Origin of the sequence: Roseateles rivi (assembly GCF_043555845.1) — a bacterium.
In the GTDB taxonomy this organism is placed as follows: domain Bacteria; phylum Pseudomonadota; class Gammaproteobacteria; order Burkholderiales; family Burkholderiaceae_C; genus Roseateles; species Roseateles rivi.
In genome coordinates, this window is sequence record NZ_JBIGHZ010000005.1 from 317,337 (window position 1) to 329,097 (window position 11,761).

The window sequence follows — 11,761 nt, forward strand, 5'->3', positions numbered from 1 at the left end:
CAGTGCAGGCTGTCGAAATTCGTTCCGAGCACAGCCCAGGTTTTGCTGCAGCGAGACTTCAATGCGGCGTTGGTGCTCAGCGCTTCAAGCGCAGCAGCTGCCCCGGTGCATCCTCGGTCAGCACGTAGATGAAGCCATCGGGGCCCTGGCGCACGTCGCGCACGCGGCCGATGTCTTCGATCAACACCTCGGGCGGGCCCAGGCGGCCCTCTTCAGCGGCAGCTGCAATGCGCTGCACCTGGCGGAATTTGAGCGAGCCCACCACAAAGCTGCCCTTCCAGGCTGCGCCATAGGCGTCGCTGGTGATTTGCGCAAAGCCCGAGGGTGCGATGGAGGGCGTCCACTGCCAGGCCGGTTGCTCCAGCCCAGGCTTGGCCTTGAGGCCTTCGCCAATGGCGCCACCGCCATAGTTTTCGCCGTAGGTGATGACGGGCCAGCCGTAGTTGCGTCCGGGCAGGACACGGTTGATTTCGTCGCCGCCTTGCGGGCCGTGCTCATGCACCCAGAGCTGGCCTTGCGCGTCCAGCAGCGCCCCTTGCGGGTTGCGGTGGCCCAGGCTGTAAATCTCTGGCAAGGCGCCGGGGGTGCGCACAAAGGGGTTGTCAGCGGGGACCTGGCCGGATTTATCGACCCGCACCACCTTGCCGAGGTGGTTGTCCAGGGTCTGCGCCTGCTGCATGCCTTTGTAGCGCTCGCCCAGCGTCAGGAAGAGCTGGCGCCCATCGGCAGACTCCACCACGCGGCAGCCAAAGTGGTGGCGGCCTTCCATCTTGGGTTGCTGGCGAAAAATCACCCGCAGGTCTTCAAGCGCCGTGCCTGCGGCATTGAGCTTGGCGCGCGCCAGCGCCGTGCCGTTCTTGCCGCTGTCCTGGCCACTGCCGGGCTCGGTGAAGCACAGCGACAGCGCACGGCTGCGCGCGAAGTCGCGGTCCAGCACAACATCCAGCAAGCCGCCCTGCCCCGCAAAGTCCACCGCAGGCAGCCCGGCAATGGGCGCACCAATGTCCCCACGCGCACTGACCACGCGCAGCGCGCCGGGGCGTTCGCTCACCAGGAATTCGCCCCCCGGCAAAAAGGCCACGGCCCACGGCCGGTCCAGCCCCTTGGCCACCACTTCCAAGCGCAATGCTTCAGCCTGCGGCGCAGCCTGTACCGCCCCATGCGCCAGCAGCAGCGCGCCCCATACCGACATCAACTTGAACATGACTGCTCTCCCAAAATCTGAGTGGGCGCCATCATGCCAGTGACACGGCGCCCACCGCGCGCTGCCATGCGCTGCAAGTCTTGCCCCAGGCGCAGCACGGCCTCCCGCAAAGCCTTGGATTGGTGAATGGTGCAAGTGAACGGCCAATGGGCCATTTCGCGCGCCATGGCGTCGGCATCATCGATTTGCGCGTCCAGTCTGCAGCCCTGGGGCATGGACTTGAGCAGGCCTGTAGCAGGGGCGCATATGGTCTTGGTGTGAGTGGGCCAGCAATTTGCCGGCGCGCCAATGGGCGGGAGGGGCCAGGGGCCGCCACCGTGGGAGAGGAAATAGGTCGGCAGGGCTTGGCTCATGGGGGCAGTCCTTGCACCGTGAAGCGCAGCCGCGCGTAGTGACCTTGCTCGTCCAGCGCGGTGAGTTGCTGCTCGCCATTGTGCTTGGGCTGCAGCAGCAAGCGGCCGTGGCCGGGCTGACCCTTGTCCTGCCAGTCCAGCAGCTGGCCGTCCAGCAGCCAGGCCACAGCGCCTTGGGCGCCCAGCACTTGCACGGGCAGGCGGACGTGCGCCTGGCCTGGCGTGGGCCGCAGCACGCTGCCGGACTCCAGCCCCACCAAGCGCAGCCGCGCGCTGGGGCCGGCCATGCCCTCGCCCCGGCAACCGGCGCGCCAGGGCAGGCGCTCGGCCCAATGGCGCGCGCTGGGTTCGATCCAGGGCTGCAGCAAGGTGGGCCAGCGCACGGCCACCAGCGTGCGCGCGCCGGGTGCGGCGCAGTCGGCTGAGAGGCGCTGGCGCGCGGCGGCGTCCACCATCACGCTCACTTCCAGGCCCTGTGTGCTGCCGCGCTCGGGCAGCGTGGGCGGGGCAGCGCCATCCAGCAGCCAGGCGCTGCGCTGCTGCAGGCATTGCTCCGGCGGTGTGCTGCTGGCCAAGCGCCCCAGCGGCCAGCAAATGGGGGCCACCTGCACGCTGGCGGGCTGGCGGCGTGGGGCCAGCTGCTGCGGGCCCAGCAGGTCGGCCAGGTCGCGCAGCAGCGGCGCGGCGCTGTTGGCGCCGAAGTGGCCGGGGTTGGGCGTGCCGTCGGGGCGCCCCATCCACACGCCCAGGGTGTAGCGGTCGGTCACGCCCAGGGCCCAGGCATCGCGAAAGCCAAAGCTGGTGCCGGTTTTCCAGGCCACGCGCGCGCCCGACTCGCGAAACGGCGCGCCGGGGCGGCCGCCGTTTTCCAGAATCTCGCGCACGATGAAGGCCGCGCCCTCGCTCATCAGCCGTGTGGGGCGCAGTGCATCGCTGGCTTGCAGGCGCGGCACCAAGGCCACGCCGCCACGCGCCAGCGCGGTGTAGGCGCCCACCAGCTCTTCCAGCCGGGTGCTGCCCCCGCCCAGAATCAGGCTGAGGTTGGGTGCGGCGTTGGCCGGCAACTGCAGGCGCAAACCTGCGCTGCGCAGCTGGGCGGCAAAGCGCTCGGGGCCGAGGCGCTCCAGCACATCCACCGCAGGCACGTTGAGCGAGCGCTGCAGCGCCTCCGACATGCTCACCGGCCCGGAAAAGTCCGCCTGGAAGTTGCCCGGCGCGTAGCCACCGAAGTTTTGCGGCGCGTCCACCAGCAGGCTTTCGGAATGCAAAAGGCCCTGGTCCAGCGCCATGGCGTAGAGAAAGGGCTTGAGCGTGGAGCCCGGCGAGCGCAGGCCGCGCACCATGTCGACATGGGCGGCGCGCTTCATGTCGGCAAAGTCTGCCGAGCCCGCGTAGGCGCGCACGGCACCGTCGCGGTTGTCCACGATCAGCGCGGCGATGGACACAGACTCCGGCAGGGTGTTGAGCCGGTCCAGCAGCACCTGCTCCAGGCGCTGCTGCAAGCCCGCGTCCAGCAGCGAGGGCACCACCGCCGCACCGGCCTGCAGAGCGCGCTGGCGCAGCCGCTCGGCCAGCAGCGGCGCCAGCACACGGGCGCGCAGCGGCGGGGCAAAGACTTTTTCCAGCCGCGCGTCCTGCACCTCTTGCGCGCTCCACACGCCTTGCTCCAGCAGGCGCTGCAGCACTTTGTCGCGCGCGGCCTGGGCGCGCTGCGCATGGCGGTCGGGCCGGCGCAGCGAGGGGCTTTGGGGCAGCGCCACCAGCAGCGCAGCCTCGGCGTGCGAGAGCTCGCGCGCGGACTTGCCCAGGTAGGCCTGTGCGGCCATTTCCACGCCCTCGACCATGCCGCCCATGGGCGCCTCGTTGAGGTAGAGGGTCAGGATGTCTTGCTTGCTCAAATGCCATTCGAGCTGCAGCGCGCGCAGCAGTTGGCGCGCCTTGGCCCCGGCCGTGCGGGTGGCGCAGCTGTGCATATTGCGCTGGCGGTCGGCGCAGTCGGGGTCCAGCAGCCGCGCCACCTGCATGGTCAGCGTGGAGCCGCCCGAAACCACCTGCCCCGCGCGCACCCATTGCCAGGCCGCGCGCAGCAGGGCCGCGGGGTTGACGCCGGGGTGCCACCAAAACGCGCGGTCCTCATACTGCAGCAGCGCCTGCAGGTACAGGGGCGAGACCTGCTCCAGCCTCACGCGGTGGCGCATGGCGCCGTCCGCACCCGGCCAGTGGCGCAGCGGCGTGCCGTCCTCGGCCAGCACCACCATGGCCTGCAGCGGGCGCCGCGCCGGGCTCTCGGGCCAGGCCGCTGCGGGCAGGGGAAAGAGCTGGTCCAGCAGCAGCAGCAGCGCCGCCGCCAGCCCCAGCAGCGCCAGCAGCACCCTGGTGCGGCGCCGCCCAGGCCAGCGCCAGCCTTGCAGCAGCGTCACTTCTTGCTGTGCACGGTGATGTCGGCCTCGGCTTTGCCGACACCGCGCAGCTCGGGCCGGTACATGTCCTCGGCAAAAGGCGCGGGCACCTGGTAGCGGCCGGGGGTGACGGCGCGCAGCAGGTAGAAGACCTCCAGCGGTCGCCCGTCCAGGCGCGCGGCGGCAACGAAGCGGTCGTCCCGGAACTCGGTGTGGACGATGCGCGCACTGGCGTTGGCCTCGCCGATATTGGTGCCCTCCACGCTGAACTCCCCGGCCTGGGGCCCTTGGCTGAGGTTGAGGTTTTCCACCTCAAAGCCCGCGGGAATGCGGTCCACGATCAGCCCGTCTTTGATGGCTCGCGCCGCAGTGGCGCGCAGCCGCACGATGAGCATCTCGCCGGTGACGAAGCTGCGCGCACTCACCGGCTTGCCATCCACGCTGAAGAGCTGGCGCTCGATGCGGATGGCGTCGTCCCGCGCGGGTGGGGGCTTGAGCGTGTAGCCCTGGGCCTGCACTTCCACGAACAGCGCGCCCTTGCCCTCGTTCTTCAGCACCAGGCCCGCGCTGAGTTTGGCGGCGGGCAGCTCGCGCTGCTGCACGCCCTGCCCCGCCAGCACCTCGGGTGCGGCGGCTGCGGTTTGCAGGCTGGCGCGCCAGCCTGGGGCGTCGCTCTGGCCTTGGGCGCTGCGCACCGCCAGCAGCAGCGCCAGGCGCTCTTGCGTGGAGAGGTAGCGGCGGTGCTCCAGATCGGGCACCAGGTCGTAGAGCAGGCCTTCGCGGCGCTCGTGGGCGATGGCGTGGCGGTGCAGCAGCGCATAGGCCATGGCCTGGTCGCGCACGCGGCTGCCGTAGTCGCCCAGCCACTCGCCCCACGCGTCCGCCCCCGTGGTCGGGTTGATGCCATAGCTGCGGCGCACGCCTTCGTCCAGCGCCTGCTTGGCGCGGGCTTCGTCGCCCATGAGCTTGAGCGCCAGGCCCAGGTGAATCAGCGGCAGCGGCGAGCGCGCGTTACCCCGGTACTGCTCGTACAGGGTGCGCAACACCGCCAGCGGCGCTTTTTGGGCGCGCGCCAGCACATAGCCCGCGTGTGCGGCTTCAGCCAGGCGCTGGTGGGCCTGGCGCAGGTCGTTGAGCACGCGCTCGTCCGCCACGCGCCCGTTGCTGTCGCGCTCGGGCTCGGCCTTGCGGGGCTGCAGCTGCAGGTTGGGACTGCGCTGGAACTGCTCCAAAAGGTGGTCGGTGGCGCGGGCGTACAGGGCCTCGGGCGGGGCAAAGCCCGCTTCTTTGGCGTCTTGCAAAAAGCCCGTGACGTAGGCCGACAGCCAAGCCTCATAGGAGTCTGAGCTGCTCCACAGGCCAAAGCCGCCTTTGGGCTGCTGCATGCTGGCCAGACGACCAAAGGCCAGGTCCAGGCGTTTGACGCGCTCTTCGCGCGCCAGCGGCTTCAGGCCATGGGCTTTGGCGCTGTCGTCATCAATCAGCGCCAGCGGGTAGGCGGCGCTGGTGGTTTGCTCCAGGCAGCCATAGGGGTAGCCGAACAGACCTTTGACCTGCTCGCGCAGATTGATGGGCGGCTGCTCAGACACGCTCAGGCTGGCGCTGGCGGAGCCCGGCCAGTACGGCGCCAAAAGCCCGGCATCGAGCTTGAGCGTGGCGCCGGGCTCCAGGCGCATGCGCTTGATGTCGTGCTGCAGCGGCGTCAACGGCTGCAGCTGCAAGGCGGCTTCGCGCTTGAGCTTGAGGTCCCCGGCCTGCACCAGCAGGCGCAGCGGCACCAGCCCGGCGGCTTCGGTGGCCTCCACCTGGAAGGTCAGCACCTGGCGCTGCTTGTCGGCCAGCTGCACCGCCCCGGGCTGGGCCGTGACGCGCAGCGGGCCGTCGGCCTCCAGGCGTGCCTTCACCTCGCGGGGGCTGCCCGAGAGGTTGCTCACGTCCAGCGCAATGCTGGCCTTGTCGCCCGGCGCGAGAAAGCGTGGCAGCGACAACTCCGCCACCAGCGGCGCGGCCACCACGGTTTCGGCCTCGGCGCTGCCATAGCTGTCGGCGCTGGCGACCACGGCCATCACGCGCAGCGTGCCGTTGAAATCGGGCAGCGACAGCGGCACCGTGGCCTCGCCCTGCGCGTTGAGCTTGACCGGGCCGCTGAAGAGATCGACCAGCAGCACCTTGCGCGGCAGGCTTTGCGTGTCGCGCTGGCCCGCATCGCCGCCAAAGCGTTGGCGCGCGGCATTGCCCTCCATCTTCTCGATCAGCTTGCCGTAGAGGTCCAGCAGGTCCGCGCCATAGCGGTGTTTGCCAAAGAAGAAGTCCTGCGGGTCGGGCGTTTTGTAGCGGGTGATGTTGAGAATGCCCACGTCCACGGCCGAGACCGTCACCATCGCGGCTTGCCCAGCGAGCTGCGGCGCCTTGACCAGAACCGGCAGCACCTGTTCGGGCTTGGTTTTGGCAGGCACTTTGAGCTCGACCTTGGGTTTGCGGTCCTCGCGCCACAAGGGCAGGTGCACCAGGCCCAGCGCGCGCGCCGGCGTGACCTTGTCGCCCTGGTTGCCGGGGCGGAAGGCCGCCACGGTGATGTAGAGGTCGTGCCGCTTCCAGTCCTCGGCCACGGGGATTTCCAGCGTGGTGCCGCTGGCCTTGACCGCCAGGCGCTCGCTCCACAGCACGCGGTCGCCCTCCACCGTCACCACGGCCTGGCCGTCGTGCGGCGGCTTGATCGCCAGTCGGGCAGTCTGGCCCGGTTTGAAGGGCGCGCCTTCGAGCTTGAGCTGCACGCGGTCAGGGCGGTTGCCCACATCGTCGGCGTCCTGCGCGCCCCAGCCCGCGTAGAAGGCGTAGCGCAGGGTTTGACGCGTGCTGGGGTCGGTGATTTCCAGGCGGTAGCGGCCCCAGCGCACCGGCAGCGCCAGGGTGCTGCGCTTGTCCAGCTTGATTTGGCGCGCCTCCACCAGCTCGTCGTGGGAGTTGAAGCCCGAATTCCAGCCCCGCCCGTCGTCATAGCGCCAGTACCACTGGCGCTCTTCGTTGATGAGCTTGAGCTGCAAATCGGCCGCAGGTTTGAAGCGGCCGGCCGCATCCACGCGCGTGAGCTCGAACTGGGCCAGGCTGCCCTCCTGCACCACATGGCGGTCAAACAGCGGGCGAATGGCCAGCAGCTGCTCGGCCGGCCACCAGCTGCGCTCCAGCGAGCGCACCACCGGCCGCCCGCCACTCTCCAGCAGCGAGACGCTGGTGCGCAGCAGCATGGGCGAGCGGCGCTCGGCCAGCTCGGGCGTGAAGCTCAAGCTGCTGCGGCCCTGCTCGTCGAGCTGCACCTCGCCCGCGTCAGTGCGCTTTTTGGCGTTGTCGTCGGCGAAGTCGCCAAAGATAAAGCCCGGCAGCTGGCGCGCCAGGGGGTTGGTCTGGCGCTCGGTGTGGAGGCTGGCCAGCACGCGGTTGCCTGCTGCCGGGGCGCCGTAGAGGTAGTCGCCCTGCACGGCCACGTTCAGCTCGCCCGCGCCGAGCATCACGGCCTCGGGCGCGGTGAGCTGCAGCTTCAGGCGTTCGGGCAAAAACTCCTCCACCTGGAAGCTCCACTGCGCATCGGGCTGCTTGGCCGCGGGGTCCACGCGCGCCTGCAGCAGCCAGCGTCCGGTGGGCGCATCGGCGGGCAGGTTCAAGGTCTCCTGGTAGTAGCCCGTGCCGCTGGCGTGCGGGCGCGCCAGCAGGGTTTGGGCATTGCTGCCGTCGGGCTTTTTGAGGTTCAGCGTCAGGGGCAAGGGCTTGGCCCAGGCGCGCCCGTCGGCATCGCGGCCCAGCACCGACACCTGCAGGCGCTCGCCCGGGCGGTACAGGTCGCGCCCGGCGTAGACAAAGAGCTTGTTGTTGCGCGAGGGGTGGCCCACGGCGTCGAACTCCGAGAGGTCCAGCGCCGCGTCGCGCAGCGACAGCACCGACATCTCTTTGTCGCCACGCCGCGCCAGCACCACGCGGGCCTGGTCCAGCTTTTGCGTGAACACGCCATGGCCCTGGCCATCGCTCTTGACTTGCTGCAGCGCCTTGCCCGCTGCGTCCACCAGGGTCAGCTCGATGCCCGACAGCGCCGTGCCCTGCTTGAGCGAGGTGGCAAACACATCCAGCTGCGCCGCATGGCGCCGCAGGTGCAGGCCGATGTCGGTCACGTAGAAGTGCGTCACTTGGTAGTCCCAGCCAAAACGGCCCGGGGCGTTCATCACCGCCACATAGATGCCGGGCTCTTGCAGCGGTGCAATGCGCTCCACCGGCAGGAAGGACACATTGCGGCGGTTGGGCCGCTCATCGGTGCTGAAGCGCCCGATGTAGACGCTGTCGGCCATGGCGCGCAGCTCGTCCAGCACATAGGCCGGTGTGCTGCCCTTGAGGCGTCGGCCGGGGTCCTCGTAGTGGTAGCCGCCCTCCTCCTCATCGCCCTCGCCCGCATGGCTTGAGCCCGAGGCTTGGCGCTGGCCGCCCACTTGGTCCAGGAACTCGCTCAGACGCTCGGGCCGGATGCGCAGGAACTGCACATCCACCTCCGGCGTGTTCACCGTCACCACGGGCAAGCCGCCATTGATCTCGGCGGGCAACACCGTGCCACGGCTGGCGAAGTAGTAGGCATCGGGCATGGCCTCGCTCAAGGCCTCGCACTGCTGCGGCGTGGCCAGCGTGGCACCCGCGCGCGCAGCCAGCGCTGCATCCAGCTTCACGCGGAACTTGCGCTCGGGTTTGACGTAGGGCAGGTAGAGCACGCGGGGGTTGTCCCCCAACACCCAGCGCCCCGCCAGGGGCTGCGCTTGCTCTGGCCGCTCATCGGGCCCCGACTCGCTGGCGCTCAAGAGCCGGGCAAAGTCCTGGTCACGCGCCAGCGGCTGGGTGAAGCTCACCGCCAAAGCGGGCGCGCCATCAAACATGCGCGGCTTGCAGTCCACCAGCGCAAACGCTGCCGCACTGCCCTCCTCGCCCTCACCGGTCACCTGCCCCGGCCCCTGCTTCCAGCCCCACCAGCCACCCGCCAGCAAAGCCGCAGCCACCCCCAAAGCGCCTACCGCCTTGAGACCCTTGTTCCAAGCGCCCATCACTGTGTCCCTCCCCCCGCAGTTCCCGCAGGATCAGGGCAGTTTAGAGGGCGGGTTAGTTTGAAATGCGCGACACACCCTTGTTTCGAGGCTGCCTTTGACCTCGAAATTGGTCCCAAAGCCCAGGAGCCAGCCACAGGGATACCGGGCCGACAAAAACCGCAAAACACAGACCCCACACCAAACTACCCGTCAGGGCAAGACCTGCAAAAAACAACAGCAACTCCACCGCTGCGCAAATCAACACCACCTTCATGCGCGGAGAACCACCTGTGAGCCCATCTATTCCAGGGCCTTGTTTTGCGCCCACTGCAGGGCTTGCTGCGGGGTCAGGATGCACACACCTGCCGCACCGCCCGCTCCCACCCGGCCATGAGGGCGGCGGCTTGGTCGCGGGGCATTTGGGGGTGGAACACGCGTTCGGCTTGCCAGTGGGTGGCGATTTCGTCGAGGTTGCGGTAGAGGCCGCTGGTGAGGCCAGCGAGGTAGGCGGCGCCCAGGGCTGTGGTTTCGGTCACGCGCGGGCGCACCACCGCAATGCCCAGCAAGTCGGCCTGGAATTGCATGAGCAAGTCGTTGACGCAGGCGCCGCCGTCCACGCGCAACTCGGTCACGGTGCCCGCGCTCATGGCTTGCAACAGAGCGGCGCTTTGGAAGGCGATGCTCTCCAGCGCGGCGCGGGCGATGTGGGCCATGGTGCTGCCGCGCGTGAGGCCCACGATGGCGCCGCGCGCCTCGGGCTTCCAGTAGGGGGCGCCCAAGCCGGTGAAGGCAGGCACCAGCAGCACGCCGCCGCTATCGGGCACGCTTTGCGCCAGGGCTTGCACTTCGGCGCTGCTGTCGATGGCGTGCAGCCCGTCGCGCAGCCACTGCACCACGGCGCCGCCGATGAACACGCTGCCTTCCAGCGCGAACTCGGGCGTGGGCCCGGTTTGGGCGGCGCTGGTGGTGATGAGGCCGCTGGCCGAGCTGTGGAACTGCTGGCCCGTGTGCATGAGCATGAAGCAGCCCGTGCCGTAGGTGTTCTTGGCCATGCCCGCCTTGAAGCAGGCTTGGCCAAACAGTGCGCTTTGCTGGTCCCCGGCCATGCCGCCGATGAGGATGGGCGCACCCAGGTGCTCGGCGGCCACACGGCCAAAGTCGTGCGCTGAGGGGTGGACGCTGGGCAGCAGCGAGGCGGGAATGTCCAGCAGCGCCAGCAGCTCGGTGTCCCATCGGTTGTCATGCACGTTGAAGAGCATGGTGCGCGCGGCGTTGCTCACATCGGTGGCGTGCACCTCGCCGCGGGTCAGGCGCCAGAGCAGCCAGCTGTCCACGGTGCCAAAGGCCAGCTCGCCGCGCTCGGCCTGGGCGCGCGCGCCGGGCACGTGCTCCAGCAGCCATTGCAGCTTGGTGGCGGAAAAGTAGGCATCAATCACCAGCCCGGTTTTGCCTTGCACCAGCGCGCCGTGGCCCTGCTCGCGCAGCTGCGCGCAGCGCGGCTCGGCACGGCGGTCTTGCCAGACGATGGCGTTGTGCAGCGGCTGCCCCGTCTTGCGGTTCCACAGCACGGTGGTTTCGCGCTGGTTGGTGATGCCCACGGCCTTGATGTCGGCGGCCTTGAGCTGCGCTTTGGCCAGGGCCTCGCGCGCGGTGGCGAGCTGGGTGTCCCAGATCTCCAGCGCGTCGTGCTCCACCCAGCCGGGCTGGGGGTAGATCTGGCGGAACTCGCGCTGGGCCATGGCGGCAATGCGGCCCTGGGCATCAAACACGATGGCACGCGAGCTGGAGGTGCCTTGGTCCAGGGCAAGCAAATAGGTCATGGGGCGGGCCTCCGTGGGGTGGGTGCATCAGGGCGCGAGCAGCAGCTCCACGCCGGCTTCGGCCAGCAGGGCTGGAAAGGGGTCAGGCGGTGCGGCGTCGGTGCAGATGAGGTCGATCTGCGGCAGGCGCGCCACCTCGGCCATGGCCGGGCGGTTGAACTTGCTGTGGTCTGCGGCCAGCCAGACCTCGCGCGAGTGTTCGACGATGGTGCGCGCCACCATCACCTCGCGGTAGTCGAAGTCGCGCAAGCTGCCATCGCTTTCAATGCCGGAAATGCCGATCAGGCCGATGTCCACCTTGAACTGGCGGATGAAGTCCACCGCCGCCTCGCCCACCACGCCACGATCGCGGTGGCGCACCGTGCCGCCCACCATCACCAGCTCGCAGTCGGGGTTGTCGGCCAGGATGCTGGCCACGTTCAGGTTGTTGGTGATGACGCGCAGCCCCTTGTGTTGCAGCAGCGCGCGCGCCACGGCCTCGGTGGTGGTGCCCAGGTTGAGGATGAGCGAGCAACCGCTGGGAATGCGCTGGGCCACGGCGCGGGCAATGCGGGCCTTGGCCTCGGCTTGCAGGGCCTGGCGCTGGCGGTAGGCAATGTTCTCGGTGGTGCTGGCGGGCACGCGCACACCGCCGTGAAAGCGCGCCACCAGGCCAGCCTCGGCCAGCCGCTGCACATCGCGGCGCACGGTCTGCAGCGTCACGCCAAAGCGCTCGGCCAGGGCCTCCACGCTGACCGTGCCCCGGGCTCTGACCTCTTGCAGCAACTCGTTTTGACGGGGGTGGCTGGGCATCATGGCGGACAGCTTCAGGCGCCACGGGGGCACCGGGTTGGGACGCCCAAGAGCCTAAAACGAAGCAAAACGAAGCATCAGACGGGTATACCCCAGCGCACATCGCGCACTAACGCGTTAAAACGAAAAAGGAAGCACA

Annotated in this window: 6 protein-coding genes; all 6 read right to left on the reverse strand. The window is 69.2% G+C overall.

Annotated elements, in window-relative coordinates:
* Window positions 1-76: 76 nt before the first annotated feature.
* The 6 genes from ACG0Z6_RS14135 to ACG0Z6_RS14160 all read right to left on the reverse strand — a co-directional run bounded on the left by ACG0Z6_RS14135 (window position 77) and on the right by ACG0Z6_RS14160 (window position 11,622).
* Window positions 77-1,204: a PQQ-dependent sugar dehydrogenase gene (locus ACG0Z6_RS14135; protein ID WP_394462475.1), complete on the reverse strand. Its 1,128-nt coding sequence runs from the start codon at window positions 1,202-1,204 to the stop codon at window positions 77-79.
* Entirely contained in the window at window positions 1,192-1,557 is a 366-nt protein-coding gene (locus tag ACG0Z6_RS14140) for a hypothetical protein (RefSeq protein ID WP_394462477.1), read from the reverse strand. Before ACG0Z6_RS14140 ends, ACG0Z6_RS14135 begins: the two co-directional genes overlap by 13 nt.
* The gene (gene pbpC / locus ACG0Z6_RS14145; RefSeq protein WP_394462479.1) at window positions 1,554-3,977 is read right to left on the reverse strand and encodes a penicillin-binding protein 1C; all 2,424 of its coding nucleotides are present in this window, start codon (window positions 3,975-3,977) and stop codon (window positions 1,554-1,556) included. The genes ACG0Z6_RS14140 and pbpC overlap by 4 nt, the downstream gene beginning before the upstream one ends.
* Entirely contained in the window at window positions 3,974-9,028 is a 5,055-nt protein-coding gene (locus ACG0Z6_RS14150; protein WP_394462482.1) for an alpha-2-macroglobulin family protein, read from the reverse strand. Before ACG0Z6_RS14150 ends, pbpC begins: the two co-directional genes overlap by 4 nt.
* Window positions 9,029-9,357: 329 nt before the next feature.
* Window positions 9,358-10,830 carry a glycerol kinase GlpK gene (gene glpK, locus ACG0Z6_RS14155; protein WP_394462484.1) on the reverse strand — a complete coding sequence of 491 codons (1,473 nt, stop codon included), beginning with the start codon at window positions 10,828-10,830 and terminating at the stop codon, window positions 9,358-9,360.
* A gap of 27 nt (window positions 10,831-10,857) precedes the next feature.
* Window positions 10,858-11,622 (reverse strand): DeoR/GlpR family DNA-binding transcription regulator, encoded by a 765-nt coding sequence (locus ACG0Z6_RS14160; protein WP_394462874.1) that lies wholly within the window; start codon window positions 11,620-11,622, stop codon window positions 10,858-10,860.
* Window positions 11,623-11,761: the final 139 nt, after the last annotated feature.

Excerpts from the sequence above, each read along its gene's own strand:
- glpK (WP_394462484.1), bottom strand. The coding sequence starts at position 10,830 with ATGACCTATTTGCTTGCCCTGGACCAAGGCACCTCCAGCTCGCGTGCC.
- ACG0Z6_RS14135 (WP_394462475.1), bottom strand. The coding sequence starts at position 1,204 with ATGTTCAAGTTGATGTCGGTATGGGGCGCGCTGCTGCTGGCGCATGGG.
- ACG0Z6_RS14160 (WP_394462874.1), bottom strand. The coding sequence starts at position 11,622 with ATGCCCAGCCACCCCCGTCAAAACGAGTTGCTGCAAGAGGTCAGAGCC.
- ACG0Z6_RS14150 (WP_394462482.1), bottom strand. The coding sequence starts at position 9,028 with ATGGGCGCTTGGAACAAGGGTCTCAAGGCGGTAGGCGCTTTGGGGGTG.
- ACG0Z6_RS14140 (WP_394462477.1), bottom strand. The coding sequence starts at position 1,557 with ATGAGCCAAGCCCTGCCGACCTATTTCCTCTCCCACGGTGGCGGCCCC.